At 63.6% G+C, this 16,967-nt stretch carries 26 protein-coding genes; 21 read left to right on the forward strand and 5 right to left on the reverse strand.

Annotation, left to right across the window (positions count from 1 at the left end; all coding sequences use genetic code 11):
• The first annotated feature begins 11 nt into the window (after positions 1-11).
• From AC1Q5W_RS02910 to AC1Q5W_RS02950, 9 genes are read left to right on the forward strand one after another with little or no spacing between them, the layout of a single operon-like run.
• Positions 12-662: an MlaC/ttg2D family ABC transporter substrate-binding protein gene (locus tag AC1Q5W_RS02910; protein ID WP_492643944.1), complete on the forward strand. Its 651-nt coding sequence runs from the start codon at positions 12-14 to the stop codon at positions 660-662.
• 1 nt (position 663) lies between these two features.
• On the forward strand, positions 664-930 hold the full coding sequence (locus AC1Q5W_RS02915) for an STAS domain-containing protein (RefSeq protein WP_492643943.1): 267 nt from the start codon (positions 664-666) through the stop codon (positions 928-930).
• 29 nt (positions 931-959) lie between these two features.
• Positions 960-1,913 (forward strand): ABC transporter ATP-binding protein, encoded by a 954-nt coding sequence (locus AC1Q5W_RS02920; protein ID WP_492643942.1) that lies wholly within the window; start codon positions 960-962, stop codon positions 1,911-1,913.
• Positions 1,910-2,665, forward strand: a complete 756-nt coding sequence (locus tag AC1Q5W_RS02925) for an ABC transporter permease (RefSeq protein WP_492643941.1) — start codon at positions 1,910-1,912, stop codon at positions 2,663-2,665. Before AC1Q5W_RS02920 ends, AC1Q5W_RS02925 begins: the two co-directional genes overlap by 4 nt.
• Before the next feature lie 22 nt (positions 2,666-2,687).
• The gene (locus tag AC1Q5W_RS02930) at positions 2,688-2,930 is read left to right on the forward strand and encodes a BolA family protein (protein WP_492643940.1); all 243 of its coding nucleotides are present in this window, start codon (positions 2,688-2,690) and stop codon (positions 2,928-2,930) included.
• Positions 2,931-2,942: 12 nt separating this feature from the next.
• Positions 2,943-4,208: a UDP-N-acetylglucosamine 1-carboxyvinyltransferase gene (murA, locus tag AC1Q5W_RS02935; protein WP_492643939.1), complete on the forward strand. Its 1,266-nt coding sequence runs from the start codon at positions 2,943-2,945 to the stop codon at positions 4,206-4,208.
• An 8-nt stretch (positions 4,209-4,216) separates the two neighbouring features.
• Positions 4,217-4,855, forward strand: coding sequence for an ATP phosphoribosyltransferase (gene hisG, locus AC1Q5W_RS02940; RefSeq protein WP_492643938.1), 639 nt, complete (start codon positions 4,217-4,219; stop codon positions 4,853-4,855).
• Between the two features lie 16 nt (positions 4,856-4,871).
• Positions 4,872-6,188 (forward strand): histidinol dehydrogenase, encoded by a 1,317-nt coding sequence (hisD, locus tag AC1Q5W_RS02945; protein WP_492643937.1) that lies wholly within the window; start codon positions 4,872-4,874, stop codon positions 6,186-6,188.
• A 28-nt stretch (positions 6,189-6,216) separates the two neighbouring features.
• On the forward strand, positions 6,217-6,612 hold the full coding sequence (locus AC1Q5W_RS02950) for a hypothetical protein (RefSeq protein WP_492643936.1): 396 nt from the start codon (positions 6,217-6,219) through the stop codon (positions 6,610-6,612).
• Between the two features lie 9 nt (positions 6,613-6,621).
• Here the strand turns inward: AC1Q5W_RS02950 and AC1Q5W_RS02955 are convergent, their stop codons facing one another.
• The 5 genes from AC1Q5W_RS02955 to AC1Q5W_RS02975 form a co-directional block, all read right to left on the reverse strand.
• The gene (locus AC1Q5W_RS02955; protein ID WP_492643935.1) at positions 6,622-7,068 is read right to left on the reverse strand and encodes an SRPBCC family protein; all 447 of its coding nucleotides are present in this window, start codon (positions 7,066-7,068) and stop codon (positions 6,622-6,624) included.
• Between the two features lie 162 nt (positions 7,069-7,230).
• Positions 7,231-7,488 (reverse strand): DUF1294 domain-containing protein, encoded by a 258-nt coding sequence (locus tag AC1Q5W_RS02960; protein WP_492643934.1) that lies wholly within the window; start codon positions 7,486-7,488, stop codon positions 7,231-7,233.
• A 41-nt stretch (positions 7,489-7,529) separates the two neighbouring features.
• Positions 7,530-7,973, reverse strand: a complete 444-nt coding sequence (locus AC1Q5W_RS02965) for a hypothetical protein (protein WP_492704041.1) — start codon at positions 7,971-7,973, stop codon at positions 7,530-7,532.
• Between the two features lie 305 nt (positions 7,974-8,278).
• Positions 8,279-9,568 (reverse strand): hypothetical protein, encoded by a 1,290-nt coding sequence (locus AC1Q5W_RS02970; protein WP_492643932.1) that lies wholly within the window; start codon positions 9,566-9,568, stop codon positions 8,279-8,281.
• Between the two features lie 177 nt (positions 9,569-9,745).
• A complete protein-coding gene (locus AC1Q5W_RS02975; protein ID WP_492643931.1) occupies positions 9,746-9,994 on the reverse strand; it encodes a hypothetical protein in 249 nt (82 codons plus the stop codon).
• Between the two features lie 301 nt (positions 9,995-10,295).
• Between AC1Q5W_RS02975 and AC1Q5W_RS02980 the strand changes: the two genes are divergently transcribed.
• The 12 genes from AC1Q5W_RS02980 (at position 10,296) to tatA (ending at position 16,957) form a co-directional block, all read left to right on the forward strand.
• A complete protein-coding gene (locus AC1Q5W_RS02980; protein ID WP_492643930.1) occupies positions 10,296-10,520 on the forward strand; it encodes a CopG family transcriptional regulator in 225 nt (74 codons plus the stop codon).
• Positions 10,513-10,977 carry a PIN domain-containing protein gene (locus tag AC1Q5W_RS02985; RefSeq protein WP_492643929.1) on the forward strand — a complete coding sequence of 155 codons (465 nt, stop codon included), beginning with the start codon at positions 10,513-10,515 and terminating at the stop codon, positions 10,975-10,977. The genes AC1Q5W_RS02980 and AC1Q5W_RS02985 overlap by 8 nt, the downstream gene beginning before the upstream one ends.
• An 18-nt stretch (positions 10,978-10,995) precedes the next feature.
• Positions 10,996-12,126: a histidinol-phosphate transaminase gene (hisC, locus tag AC1Q5W_RS02990; protein ID WP_492643928.1), complete on the forward strand. Its 1,131-nt coding sequence runs from the start codon at positions 10,996-10,998 to the stop codon at positions 12,124-12,126.
• Positions 12,123-12,755, forward strand: a complete 633-nt coding sequence (gene hisB / locus AC1Q5W_RS02995) for an imidazoleglycerol-phosphate dehydratase HisB (RefSeq protein WP_492643927.1) — start codon at positions 12,123-12,125, stop codon at positions 12,753-12,755. The genes hisC and hisB overlap by 4 nt, the downstream gene beginning before the upstream one ends.
• Positions 12,756-12,806: 51 nt before the next feature.
• The gene (hisH, locus tag AC1Q5W_RS03000; RefSeq protein ID WP_492643926.1) at positions 12,807-13,463 is read left to right on the forward strand and encodes an imidazole glycerol phosphate synthase subunit HisH; all 657 of its coding nucleotides are present in this window, start codon (positions 12,807-12,809) and stop codon (positions 13,461-13,463) included.
• 24 nt (positions 13,464-13,487) lie between these two features.
• The gene (gene hisA, locus AC1Q5W_RS03005; protein ID WP_492643925.1) at positions 13,488-14,228 is read left to right on the forward strand and encodes a 1-(5-phosphoribosyl)-5-[(5-phosphoribosylamino)methylideneamino]imidazole-4-carboxamide isomerase; all 741 of its coding nucleotides are present in this window, start codon (positions 13,488-13,490) and stop codon (positions 14,226-14,228) included.
• Entirely contained in the window at positions 14,228-15,007 is a 780-nt protein-coding gene (gene hisF / locus AC1Q5W_RS03010) for an imidazole glycerol phosphate synthase subunit HisF (RefSeq protein WP_492643924.1), read from the forward strand. The genes hisA and hisF overlap by 1 nt, the downstream gene beginning before the upstream one ends.
• Positions 15,008-15,091: 84 nt before the next feature.
• A complete protein-coding gene (gene hisI / locus AC1Q5W_RS03015; RefSeq protein ID WP_492643923.1) occupies positions 15,092-15,484 on the forward strand; it encodes a phosphoribosyl-AMP cyclohydrolase in 393 nt (130 codons plus the stop codon).
• A 45-nt stretch (positions 15,485-15,529) separates the two neighbouring features.
• Positions 15,530-15,907, forward strand: coding sequence for a phosphoribosyl-ATP diphosphatase (locus tag AC1Q5W_RS03020; protein WP_492643922.1), 378 nt, complete (start codon positions 15,530-15,532; stop codon positions 15,905-15,907).
• Complete coding sequence (locus AC1Q5W_RS03025) at positions 15,904-16,311, forward strand: DUF4870 family protein (RefSeq protein ID WP_492643921.1); 408 nt, start codon at positions 15,904-15,906, stop codon at positions 16,309-16,311. Before AC1Q5W_RS03020 ends, AC1Q5W_RS03025 begins: the two co-directional genes overlap by 4 nt.
• Positions 16,308-16,682, forward strand: a complete 375-nt coding sequence (locus AC1Q5W_RS03030) for a histidine triad nucleotide-binding protein (protein WP_492643920.1) — start codon at positions 16,308-16,310, stop codon at positions 16,680-16,682. Before AC1Q5W_RS03025 ends, AC1Q5W_RS03030 begins: the two co-directional genes overlap by 4 nt.
• A gap of 35 nt (positions 16,683-16,717) precedes the next feature.
• The gene (tatA, locus tag AC1Q5W_RS03035; RefSeq protein WP_492643919.1) at positions 16,718-16,957 is read left to right on the forward strand and encodes a Sec-independent protein translocase subunit TatA; all 240 of its coding nucleotides are present in this window, start codon (positions 16,718-16,720) and stop codon (positions 16,955-16,957) included.
• The last annotated feature ends 10 nt before the right edge of the window (positions 16,958-16,967 follow it).

Here is a 16,967-nt window from a genome sequence, read left to right on the forward strand (position 1 = left end):
AGAAAGCAAGCATGAAACGTGATTTTTTGCGTCGTATTCTGGTGGCCTGTGTGGCGGTGACCGCCTTGGGGGCAGGCGTGGCTGCGCACGCCGAAGACGAGGCCGCCGATGCCCTGATCAAGCGTCTGTCGGTGGACGTGCTGGAAACCATCAAGAACGACAAGGCCATCCGCGCCGGTGACACGGCGCGCCTGATCGCCCTGGTGGACGCGCGCATCATGCCCAACGTCAACTTCCAGCGCATGACGGCGTCGGCCGTCGGGCCCGCCTGGCGCCAGGCCAGCCCCGAACAGCAAAAACGACTGCAGGAAGAGTTCAAGACCCTGCTGGTGCGCACCTATGCCGGTGCACTGGCCCAGGTCACGGACCAGACCATTTCCATGAAACCCGTGCGGGCCGCGCCCGAGGACAAGGAAGTGGTGGTGCGCTCCGAAGTGCGGGGCGGCGGCAGCGACCCCATCCAGCTGGACTACCGCCTGGAGAAGACGCCCGGTCAGGGCGCCGGCTGGCGCATCTACAACCTCAACGTGCTGGGCGTGTGGCTGGTGGAAACCTACCGCAGCCAGTTTGCGCAGGAAATCAATGCCAAGGGCCTGGACGGCCTGATTGCCTCGCTGACCGAGCGCAACAAGGCCAACAAGGCCAACGCCAAGAAGGCCTGATGTGCTGAGCCTGCCCGAAGAACTGACCCAGGCCCAGGCCCGGGCCTGCCTCACGCAGCTGATGACCGGCATGCGCTCTGAGGCGTCGCCGGTGGTCGTGGACGCCATGCCCCTGCGCCGCTTTGATTCCTCGGCGCTGGCCGTGTTGCTGGAGTTGCGCCGCGCCTGCCTGCGGGCGGGTAAATCCCTGGCCGTGCAGGGCTTGCCCCGGCATCTGGGCGATTTGGCCACTTTGTACGGGATTGAGGGGCTGCTGCCCCGCGCCTGAATACCGACCGCTTAAAATGGCGGTCTCCCATGACCGCCATCTCCTTTCAATCCGTTTCCAAAGCCTATCCGTCGCCGCGCGGTCCCAAGGGCGCCACGTTTCTGGCGCTCGATGGCGTGCAGCTCGACATCGAGGAAGGCGAGTTCTTCGGCCTGCTGGGCCCCAACGGCGCCGGCAAGACCACCCTGATCAGCATTCTGGCCGGGCTGACCCGGGCAACCAGCGGGCGCGTTACCGTCATGGGCAGCGACGTGCAGGCCGATTACGCACAGGCCCGCCGCCAGCTCGGCGTGGTGCCCCAGGAGCTGGTGTTCGATCCCTTTTTCAATGTGCGCGAGGCACTGCGCTTCCAGTCGGGTTATTTCGGCATCCGCAACAACGATGACTGGATTGACGAGCTGCTCGACAGCGTGGGGCTGACCGACAAGGCCAATGCCAACATGCGCCAGCTCTCCGGCGGCATGAAGCGCCGCATGCTGGTGGCCCAGGCGCTGGTGCACAAGCCGCCGGTCATCGTGCTGGACGAGCCTACCGCCGGGGTGGATGTGGAGTTGCGCCAGACCCTGTGGCAGTTCGTGTCCACACTCAACAAGCAGGGCCACACGGTGCTGCTCACCACCCATTACCTGGAAGAGGCCGAGGCCCTGTGCGGGCGCATCGCCATGCTCAAGGGCGGGCGCATCGTGGCACTGGACCGCACCAGCGCCCTGCTCAAGGCGGCATCGGGCAATGTGCTGCGGTTCAAGACCGACGGCGCGCTGCCCCCCGCACTGGCCGCCAAGGCCCGGGTGACGGGCAGCGTGGTGCAGTTGCCGGCCCACAATGCGCGGGAAATCGAGCAGTACCTGGCCGCCGTGCGCGAGTCGGGTCTGGTGGTGGAGGATGTGGAGATGCGCAAGGCCGACCTGGAAGACGTGTTCATCGAGATCATGAACCGGGGCAGCGTGGCATCCGAAGCGGCCAGCGCGGAGGTGACACCGTGACCGGCTGGCAGACCCTGTTCTACAAGGAAGTACTGCGTTTCTGGAAAGTGGGTTTCCAGACCGTGGCGGCACCCGTGCTCACGGCGGTGATGTACCTGCTGATCTTCGGTCATGTGCTGGAAGACCACGTCAAGGTCTACGACCGCATTGGCTACACCGCCTTCCTGATTCCGGGCCTGGTGATGATGAGCGTGCTGCAGAACGCGTTTGCCAACAGCTCGTCCTCGCTCATCCAGAGCAAGATCATGGGCAACCTGGTGTTCCTGCTGCTCACGCCCTTGTCGCACTGGAGCTGGTTTGTGGCCTACATCGGGTCGTCCATCGTGCGCGGCCTGGTGGTGGGCGCCGGCGTGCTGGCGGTGGCGTTCTGGTTTGCGCCGCTGGGCTTTGTAGCGCCCGGGTGGATCCTGGTGTTTGCCGTGCTGGGGGCGGCCCTCATGGGCGCGCTGGGCCTGATCGCCGGCCTGTGGGCCGAGAAATTCGACCAGCTCGCCGCCTTCCAGAATTTCGTCATCATGCCCATGACGTTCCTGAGCGGTGTGTTCTATTCCACCCAGTCCCTGCCCGCGATGTGGCAAGGGGTGAGCCACCTCAACCCCTTTTTCTACATGATTGACGGCTTCCGCTACGGCTTCTTTGGCGTGAGCGATGCGTCGCCCTGGCTGAGCCTGGGCGTGGTCGGCGTCGCCCTGCTGGTGGTCAGTGCCATCGCCACCTACCTGCTGCGCATCGGATACAAAATCCGGAGCTAACCTTTTTTGCCCTGTCCAGACTATGACTGCTGAAGAAATCCAAACCCTCATCGCCGCAGGCCTGCCCTGCGAGGTCTGCCACGTGGATGGCGACGGCCGCCACTGGTACGCCACCATCGTGTCCACCGCGTTCGAGGGGCTGCGCCCCATCGCCCGTCACCAGCGGGTGTACGCCGCCATGGGCACGCGTATGCAGACCGACGAGGTGCATGCCCTGTCGATGAAGACCTTCACCCCCGCCGAGTGGGCCAAACGGGTCGACTGAGCCCGCACATCCATGGACAAACTACTCATTCGCGGTGGACGCCAGCTACAGGGCGAGGTGCTGATCTCGGGCGCCAAGAACGCCGCCCTGCCGGAGCTGTGCGCCACGCTGCTGAGCGCCGAGCCGGTGACCCTGCGCAACGTGCCACGCCTGCAGGACGTGTCCACCATGCTCAAGCTCATCCGCAACATGGGCGTGCAGGTGGAGCAGGGCGCCGACGGCACCGTGCGGGTGGACGCCGGCCAGCTGAGCTCTCCCGAGGCACCCTACGAACTGGTCAAGACCATGCGCGCGTCCGTGCTGGCGCTGGGGCCGCTGCTGGCGCGCTTTGGCGAGGCCACGGTGTCCCTGCCGGGCGGCTGCGCCATTGGCTCGCGCCCGGTGGACCAGCACTTGAAGGGCCTGGCCGCCATGGGGGCCGACATCGTGGTCGAACACGGCTACATGATTGCCAAGTTGCCCAAGGGCCGCACCCGCCTCAAGGGCGCGCGCATCACCACCGACATGGTCACCGTGACCGGCACCGAGAACTTCCTGATGGCCGCCGCGCTGGCCGAAGGCGAGACCATCCTGGAAAATGCGGCGCAGGAGCCGGAGATTCCGGACCTGGCCGAGATGCTGATCCGCATGGGCGCCCGCATTGAAGGCCACGGCAGCAGCCGCATCCGCATCCAGGGCGTGGAGGCCCTGCACGGCTGCACGCACCAGGTAGTGGCCGACCGCATCGAGGCCGGCACCTTCTTGTGCGCCGTGGCCGCTACCGGTGGCGACGTGGTGCTCAAGCACGGTCGCGCCGACCACCTGGACGCCGTGATCGAGAAGCTGCGCGAAGCCGGCGCCACGGTGACGGCCGTGGAAGGGGGCATCCGCGTGCAGTCGCAAGGCCGTTTGAAGGCGCAGAGCTTTCGCACCACGGAATACCCGGGCTTTCCCACCGACATGCAGGCCCAGTTCATGGCGCTCAACGCCATCTCGCACGGCCCGAGCAAGGTGACCGAAACCATTTTCGAAAACCGCTTCATGCACGTCAACGAGCTGGTGCGCCTGGGCGCCAACATCCAGATCGACGGCAAGGTGGCCGTGGTCGAAGGCGTGGAGCGCCTGTCGGGCGCCACCGTCATGGCCACCGACCTGCGGGCCTCTGCCAGCCTGGTGATCGCCGGCCTGGTGGCCGAGGGCGAAACCGTGGTCGACCGCATTTACCATCTGGACCGTGGCTACGACCAGATGGAAGCCAAGCTGCGCGGCATTGGCGCCGACATTGAACGCATCAAATGAGCGACACCATGATCACACTCGCCCTCTCCAAAGGCCGGATTTTTGAAGAAACCATGCCCCTGCTGCGGGCGGCTGGCATCGAGGTGCTGGACGATCCGGAAAAGTCCCGCAAGCTGATCCTGACGACCAACCAGCCCGATGTGCGCCTGCTGGTGGTGCGCGCCACCGACGTGCCCACCTACGTGGAGTACGGCGGCGCCGACATGGGCATCACCGGCAAGGACACCCTGCTGGAGCACGGCAGCCAGGGCCTGTACCAGCCGCTGGACCTGCAGATTGCGAAGTGCCGCATCAGCGTGGCCGTGCGTGCTGACTTCGACTACGCCTCGGCCGTGCGCCAGGGCGCACGCCTCAAGGTGGCGACCAAGTATGTGGCCATCGCGCGCGAATTCTTTGCCTCCAAGGGCGTGCACGTGGACCTGATCAAGCTCTACGGCAGCATGGAGCTAGCACCGCTGGTGGGCATGGCCGACGCCATTGTCGACCTGGTGTCCACCGGCAACACCCTCAAGGCCAACCACCTGGTCGAGGTCGAGCAGATCATGGACATCAGCTCGCGCCTGGTGGTGAACCAGGCCGCGCTCAAGCTCAAGCGCGAACCCATCCGCAAGATCATTGACGCCTTCGCGGGCGCCGTTGGCACCTAACGCAAAACCTGTTGCTATGACTTTGATAGCTGTTCCCGCACGTCTTTCCACGGCCAGCAGCCAGTTTGAGGCTGATTTCAAGGCCCGGCTGCACTGGGCTGCCGACACCGACGCGGCCATTGAGCAGCGGGTGGCCGACATCCTGGCGGACGTGCAGGCCCGGGGCGATGCCGCCGTGCTGGAGTACACGGCGCGGTTTGACGGCCTGCAGGCTGCGTCCCTGGCGGCGCTGGAGCTGACGCAGGCGGAGCTGAAGGCCGCCTTTGATGCCATTCCCGCCGCCCAGCGCACGGCCCTGCAGGCGGCTGCCGCCCGCGTGCGCAGCTACCACGAAGCGCAGAAGAAAGCCTGCGGCGAGAGCTGGAGCTACCGCGACGCCGATGGCTCCCTGCTGGGCCAGAAAGTCACGCCGCTGGACCGCGTGGGCATCTACGTGCCCGGCGGCAAGGCGGCGTACCCCTCGTCTGTGCTGATGAACGCTATTCCCGCCCACGTGGCCGGCGTGGCCGAAATCATCATGGTGGTGCCCACGCCCAAGGGCGAGAAGAACCCCCTGGTGCTGGCCGCCGCCTATGTAGCCGGCGTCAGCCGCGCCTTCACCATCGGCGGCGCGCAGGCGGTGGCGGCCCTGGCCTACGGCACGGCCACTGTCCCCAAGGTGGACAAGATCACCGGCCCCGGCAACGCCTACGTGGCCGCGGCCAAGCGGCGCGTGTTTGGCACCGTGGGCATCGACATGATCGCCGGCCCCAGCGAGATCCTGGTGCTGGCTGACGGCAGCACGCCGCCCGACTGGGTGGCCATGGACCTGTTCAGCCAGGCCGAGCACGACGAACTGGCGCAGAGCATCCTGCTGTGCCCCGATGCCGCCTATATCGACGCCGTGCAGGCCGCCATCGACCGCCTGCTGCCCACCATGCCGCGTGCCGAGATCATCGCCAAGAGCCTTAGCGGCCGTGGCGCCTTGATCCAGACGCGCGATATGGAAGAGGCCTGTTCTATTTCCAACCGCATTGCCCCCGAACACCTGGAGGTGTCCAGCCGCGAGCCGCACCGCTGGGAGCCCCTGCTCAAGCACGCCGGCGCCATCTTCCTGGGTGCTTTCACGTCCGAGAGCCTGGGGGACTATTGCGCCGGCCCCAACCACGTGCTGCCCACCAGCGGCACGGCGCGCTTCAGCTCTCCGCTGGGCGTGTACGACTTCCAGAAACGCAGCAGCCTGATCGAGGTGAGCGAAGCCGGTGCCCAGGTGCTGGGCCCCATCGCCGCTGAGCTGGCCTATGGCGAGGGCTTGCAAGCCCACGCGCGTGCGGCGGAATTGCGATTGAAGTAAGAATGGGCGCATCCGGACGACGACCCCGATGCGCACATCCTCCCACCTCCACCTTTCCAAGCCCCTTCGGCGGCAGCCCTGGCTGCGCACGCTGTGCGTGCTGACCGTGGGCGCAGCACTGGTGCTGCCCGCCACGGCCATGAGCATTCGCGAAATGCGCACCCTGGAGAAAACCGAGAAGCGGGGCAGCACCTACACCGACTACTACCTGGTCGGCGTGATGGAGGGGACGCTGGAAGCGCACAACCACGCCGTGCGCGGCGGGGCCAAGCCCACCATCTGCCTCAATGACCGCCGCCTTCGGCCCAGCATGGCCAAGAGCCTGTTCACCACCGAACTCAAGCGCAATGCCGACCTGTACGAGGCCGACATGCCCGTGGAGCTGGTCATGCGCAACGCGCTGGAAACGGTGTACCCCTGCTAGCGCCAGGCGTTAGTCCGCAATATCCGGCTCGACCAGATGGGCCAGCTGCACCAGCGATTCCTGCCACCCCAGGTAGCACATCTCCAGCGGAATCACGGCGGGCACGCCCGACTGGGTGATGCGGACGTCGGTGCCGCACAGCACCGGCTTGAGGGCAATGGTGACCTCCATGGCGCCGGGCAGGTTCGGGTCGTCAAACCGGTCGGTGTAGCGGATCAGCGCGTCCGGCACCAGCTCCACGTACTCGCCACCGAAGGAATGTCCATGGCCGGTGGAAAAGTTTTCAAACGCCATGCGGAACGTGCCGCCCACCCGGGCATCCAGATGCTCCACCGTGCAGGTGAACCCATACGGCGGCAGCCACTTGGCCATGGCCGCGGCGTTCAGGAATGCGCGGTACACCTTCTCGGGTTTGGCCTTGAGGACGCGGTGCAGTTCGACGGTGTTGGTGGTCATGGCGCTTGCTCCTGGTGAGCCTCCATGGTCGCGCTGCGTTCCCAAGTGTGCCCAACCGCGGGTGTGTACCCATGTTGGCGGCGTGGGGGTGTTTGCGCAAAGTTGCTATGCAATTCATAGCTATTCACGCAAGTATTTATTGGGCTGTCGGGAGATTTGACTTCAAATTCCGGCCTGGTTACGCACCCATGGCGAACCCAGCAGCACCAGGCCCGCCACGTTGAGCCAGACGGTCGCCCAGAACACCACGCGGAATTTCCGCTTGGCGGACTTGTGTCGCAGCCACCGCTGCGCCAGCAGCGCACCGGGCCAGCCGCCCGCCAGCGCCAGCAGGTGCAACGTGGACTCCGCCGTGCGCCAGCGCCCGGCCTTCGCCGCAGACTTGTCCACGGCGTAGACGGTGAAGGTGAGCAGACTCATGCCCGCGTACGCACCGGCTATCCACAGGGGCAGGTGCCGCATCACCGGGCGTCACATGCGGGGGCGGACTTGGCAACCTTCAGGACGGAGGAGCGTGCAACGTCGAAGTCGATCTCAATCATTTCGGACTCGAAATCGACGCCGCGCTCATTGCCCGAAAAAAGGTCCACGATTTTCTTGCCGGACTTGGTGACCGTCAAACCGATTCCGCTACCTTGCCCCGTGGCTTCAGAAACGCAGTACGTAAAGCCCCCGGTAGTGAAGAAGAGCAGGTTTTCACCAGTGTGGGGCGATGTCGATCGATTCAGGATGCTGAATGGCTTCTCCGGACGCGCCACCTGTTCCATCTCGATGCTGCCCACAGGCCCGTATCGGTAGGCCAGCATGTGAAACGGCTCGGTTTGCTTGTTGGCGCACACCGACAGCACCTTGTCGGTCTTGATCAGTTTGTAGCCGCCACCTTGGGTGGGCTGTACCTTGGACATGTTGGCATTCAGGTACGCGAACTCGCCTGCCTTGCAGTGGGTGGCGACGGGTGCTTGCGCCCAAGTGGAATCGCAGAAGGCAAAGCCCGTGATGAGAACAAGGGTGAGTGTGGCTAGTTGGTTGTGCGCGGCAAAAGCCCTGTTGATCCGGGTTTTTGAAGTCATTGGGCTGCTGGCGGTTCTGTGAATATCGTTCTGGTTGTTTGGGGTGACGCTTAACGTTTAAATTCACCGTCGCTGTGCGACTTTATCGCGCAGCGTCCGGTGGAATGGATTGGTTCTGCGTCATGCTTTGCCCGCGATCCTCATTCAGACACCGTTTTCTCCGTCGGCTTCGCCACGGCCAGTCTGGGTGCGGTTCGAAGCGCTGAGTCTGCCAACGAGGCAACCTTGTTCTTGAGTTCGGGGACCAGATCGACAGCCTTCCTAAAAACGTCTGAGCTAATCAGTTCATGCCATGGGCTCCCATGCGTGGACGTTTCCATTAGGCGCAAGGGCGCTTCCTCAAGCCTTGTGAGTGCAGATTCAAATAGCCGGGACTCGAAGGCGGGATCTATTCGAGCTGCCTCCTTCCGGTAACCTTCATAGGCCCGAGCGACAGATGCTTTGAACGAGTAGTCTTCCGCTAACCGGAAGCGTTGACCTATTTGCTTGGTGGCAAGCCAAGCCAGCCATACCGGCGCACCAATACTAAGCATTGAAAGTACCATCTGCATCGCGATTGTTCCCCAGCGCGGATCGACTGCGGAGAGCGCAGCGGTCAGCGTATGGACACGCTCGGCACCAAGGTACGCGATTGCCGCCAACGACCCGATGAGGCCAGCGATCCACGCTACCATGGACCAGCCAAGCCGCGACGCCCGGTGGTCGAAGGCGGAGGCTAGGCCTCTTGTCGTGGAAGCGCGATAGGCCTCCTCGCAAAGCTTCATTGTTTTTTCTGCCTCTTCTCGAAGGTATTTGATGTACTGAGCATCATCGTGGGCGTCAGATGCATGCTTCGCCGAAGCCTGTCTGCTCTCTTCTGCTTGCTTAATCGTTGTGGCAAGTGTCTTACGGGCTTCATCTAGCGCCTGAAGATCAATGGGCAGGGATTCCGCAGCACCATGAGCCCTTTGAATTTCAGCAATTTGCTGTTCGAGAATCTCTTTTCTTGGGACGAGTTGCTCCAGTTCAGCGTGGATGGAGCGAACCCGACTTGCCAGCTTAGCTGGCATCGCCTTAGGGTCGGAGATAACTTGCCAACTAAGGAGCGGAGCCAGTTGCGTCCGGAGGCTAGCCAACGTCCCAATGTAAGCGGGGACCGCTTGTGGTGAGTTCCCGCCAAACATCTGCGGGAGCGTGTTCGATTGCATCAATTGAAGACGTCGAGGGTAGTCCTGAATCGTCTTGAGAAGGGAATCGTTAATTGAATCAGGTGCTGCAGCACGCAGATCGTTCGCAAGCTGCGTTGCAAGTTCAGAAAGGTCATACCTAGTCATTGCTGGGCTGTGCCAACCGATGCCTTCAAGCATTGTCGCGTCGCTGCCCCAAGCATTTTTCACCGCAGTTGCAAGCGCATCCAGTGCGCTGCACAGATCGACGATTGCGTTGTGCATATCACTCTCCCAATAAATAGTCGTTACTTTTTCGGATCATAGAAACTCGGCAGGCGATGGAGCGCACGTGTGACGCCGAACGTCGGCCGTGAGTGGACCACAACGGCGCACTCAACATCCAAGAATAGCGACCACGCTGACCGCCGTTGTGGGTCCAATCGACGAACCTGTTAAAGCTCATGCGCATCTTTCCACCCAGACTGTTTGATTTGGATGATGCTCTTCAATGGTTTCAATAGCGCCAGCCAGTACGTCTGGGCCTTCTCCGGCGAGGTCATAAACGAAGCGAGAAACGTTGTTGTTTTTCAATTGTGCGTAATCCTCTTCCGAAATGGCGTCAGCGCCACACCAGATGGCAGTGTCGCTGCCCTCAGTAAGACGCCGGGCGTCTTCCAATCCAGATGCTGTGAGTGCGAGTAGGACCATTTGAGCTTTAACGTAATTTAGACCGCAACCCGCTGCGGGATATTCTGGAGAGATTACCCATGCAATCGCCCTCCAGTCCCCGTGAAATATGCGCAGTCTGCTCACATAAGAATAGCATCAAACCCGGCAGTGGCCGGGCGCGCTGTGACGCTGGGATGGTCACCATTTTTCTTCTCTCCCTTGGTTGTCAGCGCACTATAGCTGCGCCCACCAGGCAGCGAAAGCGGCTTTCGTTGGCTCCAGTGGATTGAATTTCACACGAACTTCGTGCAACACGAAGTTCGTGTAAACTGACCTCAAGATGAAAAACGTCACCATCACCGTCGAGGACGCCACCCTGGAGTGGGTGCGCATCGAGGCGGCGCGGCGCAATACCAGTGTGTCGCGGCTGGTGGGCGAGATGCTGACGGACAAGATGCAGCATGACGACGCCTACGCCCGCGCCCAGCGCGACTGGGTGGCCGACACCTCCAGTTTCAACTCATACGGCAAGGCCTACCCGGCAAGGGATTCGCACAATGGCTAGCGCGTTGCCCGCTGCGGGCGCGATTGTTTTCGTCGATGCCAATGTGCTGCTGGCGGCAGACGATGCCTTCGATGCCGCCAAACAGGCCCGCATCCGCGACTGGCTGCAGGCGCTGTGGCAGCGCCGCGCCGGGCGGGTGAGCACCCAGGTGCTCAACGCCTATTACGTCAGCGCCACCCAGCACTTTGGCATGCCGCAGGGCGATGCGCGCGCCAAGTTGCGCCGCTACCAGCTCTGGCAGCCCTGGCAGATCGACCACCAGACGGTGGAAACCGCCTGGGGCGTGGAGGCCCGCTTTGGCCTGTCGTACTGGGACGCGCTCATCGTGGCCGCTGCCGCGCAGAGCGGCGCCAGCCATGTGCTCTCGCTGGATCTGCCGCACGGCCAGCAGATGGATGGTGTTACCGTGCTGAGCCCCTTGTTGGCCACGCCGCTTGAGTTGGCGCTGGTAGATTGATTTTTTAGAAGCTCTCGCATGACGCCCGACACCCACGCAACCGTAAGCGCCTTGATTCAGCGCCGCATCCGCCAGGATGTGCAGTCCATGCACGCCTATGCCATCCAGCCATCCGCCGGCATGGTCAAGCTCGACGCCATGGAGAACCCGCACCGCCTGCCGCTGGCGCTGCAGGCAGAGCTGGGCCAGCGCCTGGGCGCGCTGGCGCTCAACCGCTACCCGGACCACCGCGTCGACGACCTGCGCCATGCGCTGGCGGCCTACGCCGGCATGCCCAAGGGCTTTGACATCATGCTGGGCAACGGCTCGGACGAGCTGATTGCGCTGCTGGCCATGGCCTGCGACGTGCCGGTGCCCGCGGGCGGCAAGAAGCCGGTGATTCTGGCGCCCATGCCGGGTTTTGTGATGTACGCCATGAGCGCCCAGTTGCAGGGCCTGGATTTTGTGGGCGTGCCGCTCACGGCTGATTTCGAGCTGGACACGCCGGCCATGCTGGCGGCCATTGCCCAGCACCAGCCGGCCATTGTGTACCTGGCCTACCCCAACAACCCCACGGCCAACCTGTGGGATGCCGAGGCCATGGCCCAGGTGGTGCGCGCGGCAGGCGAGGCCGGCAGCATCGTGGTCATTGACGAGGCCTACCAGCCGTTTTCCAGCCGCAGCTACATCGACCTCCTGCACCAGCAACCGGCCCACCATGCCCATGTGCTGCTGATGCGCACCCTCTCCAAATTCGGCCTGGCCGGCGTGCGCATGGGCTACCTGATGGGGGCCCAGGCGCTGGTGGCCGAGATCAACAAGGTGCGCCCGCCCTACAACATCAGCGTGCTCAACTGCGAGTGCGCCCTGTTTGCGCTGGAGCACGCCGACGTGTTCGCCGTGCAGGCCGCCGACCTGCGCGCCCAGCGCGCGCGCCTGCTGGCGGCCCTGCGGGCCTTGCCGGGCGTGCATGCCTGGGACAGCGACGCCAATATGGTGCTGGTTCGGGTGCAGGACGCAGAAAAAGTTTTCCACGGACTCAAGGTCCGGGGCGTTCTGGTCAAGAACGTTTCTAAAATGCACCCATTGCTGGCCAACTGCCTGCGCCTGACCGTGGGCACCGCCGACGAGAACACGCGCCTGCTGGCTGCCCTTCAGGAGTCCCTATGACGACGAATTCCCCGCCGACCGCATCGACCACCGCTCCCGCGGACCGCATTGCCGAAGTCTCCCGCAACACGGCCGAGACCCGCATCCGCGTCAAGGTCAATCTGGACGGCACCGGCCAGGCCCGCCTTTCCACCGGCATCGGCTTCTTCGACCACATGCTGGATCAGATCGCCCGCCACGGCCTGATCGATCTGGACATTGAAGCCCAAGGCGACCTGCACATTGACGGCCACCACACGGTGGAAGACGTGGGCATCACCCTGGGCCAGGCCGTGCACCAGGCGGTGGGCGACAAGAAAGGCATCCGCCGCTACGGCCACGCCTATGTGCCGCTGGACGAGGCGCTGTCCCGCGTGGTGGTCGATTTCTCCGGCCGCCCCGGGCTGGTGATGGACGTGCCCTTCAAGAGCGGCATGATTGGCACCTTTGACAGCCAGCTGGCGCACGAGTTCTTCCAGGGCTTCGTCAACCACGCCTTTGTGACCCTGCACATCGACAACCTCAAGGGCGAAAACGCCCACCACCAGGCCGAAACCGTGTTCAAGGCCTTCGCCCGCGCCTTGCGCGCCGCGCTGGAGCGCGACCCACGCGCCGCCGGCACCATTCCGTCGACCAAGGGTTCGCTCTGAATTTATGTGCCAAATAGGTCTCTGGCCGGCATCAATATTGCGTAAATAGCTATGAAAACAGTAGCAGTCGTCGATTACGGCATGGGCAACCTGCGCTCCGTGACGCAGGCCGTCATGCATGTAGCGGCCGATGCCGGCGTGGAAGTGGTGTGGGCCCGCACGCCCGCGGAAGTGATGGCCGCCGAGCGCGTGGTGCTGCCCGGCCAGGGCGGCATGCGCGATTGCATGCGCGAGCTGCATGACAGCGGCATGTTCGGCGCCGTCATGCACGCGGCCGCGCACAAGCCCCTGATGGGGGTGTGCGTGGGCATGCAGATGCTGCTGGACCACAGCGAGGAGCTCGACACCCCCTGCCTGGGCCTGATCCCCGGCGAGGTGCGCAAATTCGACCTGGCAGGCCAGACGCAGCCCGACGGCAGCCGCTACAAGGTGCCGCAGATGGGCTGGAACCAGGTATACCAGGCCGGGTACGGCGCTGCCCGCCACCCGGTGTGGGGCGACGTGCCGGACGGCAGCTACTTCTATTTCGTGCACAGCTACTACGCCCGACCGTCAGATGCGCGCCACAGCGTGGGCGAGACCGAGTACGGCCAGCGCTTTTCCTCGGCCATTGCACGCGATAATATTTTCGCTACCCAGTTTCACCCTGAAAAAAGTGCCGACCACGGTCTGGCGCTCTACCGCAACTTCCTTCACTGGAAACCCTGAAACCCTCCGGTTCTCGTTGACACCATGCTTCTCATTCCTGCAATCGACTTAAAAGACGGTCACTGCGTGCGCCTCAAACAGGGCGATATGGACCAATCCACCACGTTTGGCGAAGACCCCGCGGTCATGGCGCGCAACTGGGTGGACAAAGGGGCACGTCGCCTGCACCTGGTGGACCTGAACGGCGCCTTTGCCGGTCACCCCAAGAATGAACAGGCCATCCGCAAGATCCTCAAGGAAGTGGGCAGCGAGATCGACGTGCAGCTCGGTGGCGGCATCCGCGACCTCGACACCATCGAACGCTACCTGGACGCCGGCCTGCGCTACGTCATCATCGGCACCGCCGCCGTCAAGAACCCCGGCTTCCTGCAGGACGCCTGCACCGCCTTTGGCGGCCACATCATCGTCGGCCTGGACGCCCGCGACGGCAAGGTGGCCACCGACGGATGGAGCAAGCTCACCCGCCACGACGTGGTCGACCTGGGCAAGAAGTTCGAGGACTACGGCGTCGAGTCCATCATCTACACCGACATCGGCCGCGACGGCATGCTCAGCGGCATCAACATCGACGCCACCGTCAAGCTGGCCCAGGCGCTGACCATTCCGGTCATTGCCTCCGGTGGTCTGTCCAACATGGCCGACATCGAAGCCCTGTGCGCCGTGGAAGACGACGGCGTCGAGGGCGTGATCTGCGGCCGCGCCATCTACAGCGGCGACCTGGATTTTGAAAAAGCGCAAGAGCGCGCCGACGAATTGAACGGCTGATGCTGGCCAAAAGAATCATTCCCTGCCTGGACGTGACCGGTGGCCGCGTCGTCAAGGGCGTCAACTTCGTCGAACTGCGCGACGCGGGCGACCCGGTGGAAATTGCCGCGCGCTACAACGCGCAGGGCGCCGACGAGCTGACGTTCCTGGACATCACCGCCACCAGCGACGGGCGCGACCTGATTTTGCACATCATCGAGGCGGTGGCCTCGCAGGTGTTCATTCCGCTCACCGTGGGCGGTGGCGTGCGCGAGGTGGCCGACGTGCGGCGCCTGCTCAATGCCGGGGCCGACAAGGTCAGCTTCAACTCGGCGGCCATTTCCAACCCGCAGGTGATTGAAGACGCCTCGCTCAAGTACGGCGCTCAGTGCATCGTGGTGGCCATTGACGCCAAGCGCCGCTTTGGCGACGACGTGCTGGCGCGCGGCGAGGGTTGGGATGTCTACAGCCACGGCGGGCGCAAGAACACCGGGCTGGACGCTGTGGCCTGGGCTGCCGAGATGGCGCGCCGCGGCGCCGGCGAGATTCTGTTGACCAGCATGGACCGCGACGGCACCAAGTCTGGCTTTGACCTGGCGCTGACCCGGGCGGTGAGCGACGCCATCAGCGTGCCGGTCATTGCCTCTGGCGGCGTGGGCACGCTGGAAGACCTGGCAGACGGCATCACCCTGGGTGGGGCCGACGCCGTGCTGGCCGCCAGCATCTTCCACTATGGCGAGTTCACCGTGGGCCAGGCCAAGGCCTGCATGGCCCAGCGCGGCATACCGGTCCGGATGTAGGACGTTTTTGCCGCATGGCCCCCGTGGATACTGCGCAGGCAGCTATCAATTTACTAGCAAAATCAAATCACCGACAATCCTCCAATGAACTGGCTGAACAACATTCGATGGGACGACAAAGGCCTGGTGCCGGTGATCGCGCAGGAGCAGGGCACGAATGACGTGCTGATGTTTGCCTGGATGAACCGCGAGGCCCTGCAAAAGACCGCCGAGCTGGGGCGGGCGGTGTATTTCAGCCGTTCGCGCGGCAAGCTGTGGTTCAAGGGCGAGGAGTCCGGCCACGTGCAGACCGTGCATGAAATCCGCATGGATTGCGACAGCGACGTCATCTTGCTCAAGGTCACCCAGCTGGGGCACGAGCCCGGCATTGCCTGCCACACCGGGCGCCACAGCTGTTTCTTCAGCGTGCTGAAAGACGGCGTCTGGCAGAGTGTCGACCCGGTCCTGAAAGACCCGCAAAGCATCTACAGCAAATAATCCTGCGGGACAGGTCTTCAGCCCTGTCCCCAACCGAGCAGAACCATGACCATCCCAAACACTTCCGATGCGCTGGCCCGCCTGGCTGCCGTCATTGAGACGCGCAAGGCGGCCAACGGCGGCGACCCCGCCACCAGCTATGTGGCACGTCTGCTGCACAAGGGACCCGATGCGTTTCTGAAAAAGATCGGCGAAGAGGCCACCGAAGTTGTCATGGCGGCCAAGGATGTGGACCACGGCGGCGACAAGGCCAAGCTGGTGGGCGAGGTGGCCGACCTGTGGTTTCACAGCATGGTGGCGCTGGCCCATTACGGCCTGGCGCCGGCCGACGTGGTGGCCGAGCTGGAGCGCCGCGAGGGCACCAGCGGCATCGAGGAAAAAGCCCTGCGCAAGGTGCAGGCACGCGAGGGAGGCCAGCCATGAGTGCAGACGACTTCGACGACGGAAACGGTGACCGGGTCCAGCTGGAAAAACTGCAGGCGCTCAATACGGTGGGCACCATCAGCTACGTGCTGCACCTGATCGTCGCCATCGGGGCGCTGATTCCCGGCGGCCAGTTCGGTCCCGTGTTGCTGATTGCGGCGCTGGTGCTGGATCTGGTGAAGAAAGACGACGCCGAGGGCACCTGGCACGCGTCCCACTTCCGCTGGCGCATCCGCAGCGTGGTGGTGGCCGGGCTGCTGTACCTGCTGACGGTGCCGCTGTGGCTGCTGTTCCTGTTCCCGGGCTGGATCGCATGGACTGCGATCTCGGTCTGGTTCCTCTACCGCATCGTTACCGGCCTGGTGGCGATGAACAAGGGCTTGCCCATGGAGATACCCGCATGAGTGCGACGGTCACCGACCACGATCCCGATTGCCTGTTCTGCAAGATTCTGGCGAAGAAGATTCCCTCCCGCGCGGTGTACGAGGATGAGGAGTTCTATGCCTTCCACGACATCCACCCGTGGTCGCCGGTGCACTTTCTGATCATCCCCAAGCTGCACATTCCCAGCATGGCCCAGGTCAGCGCCGAGCACGCCGGGCTGATGGGGCGCATGATGGCCCTGGTGCCGCGGCTGGCCTTGCAGGAAGGGTGCAATCCCTACCCGCAGGGGGGCTTTCGGCTAGTGACCAATACCGGTGCCGAAGGCGGGCAGGAAGTTAACCATCTCCACTTTCACGTCATGGGCGGTCCGCGCCCCTGGCTGCGGGGGTGAGAGTCTAAAATCGCGCAATTACCAAGGAGTTAACCATGGGTTTATCCACTACACATCTGATTATTTTTCTGGTCATCATCGTCCTGATCTTCGGCACCAAGAAGCTCAAGAACATTGGTACCGACCTCGGTAGCGCGGTCAAGGGTTTCAAGGACGGCATGAAGGACGGCAGCACGCCCGAGCAGCCGGCAGAAACACCGGCACCCACCCTGGTTGCCAGCGAAAAGACCGAAGCCAAATCCGCAATCGACGTGGATGTCAAGGTCAAGCACTGAGACAGCGCCT

The sequence above is a fragment of the Rhodoferax sp. MLSD5-FHT05B10 genome (genome assembly GCF_058793415.1).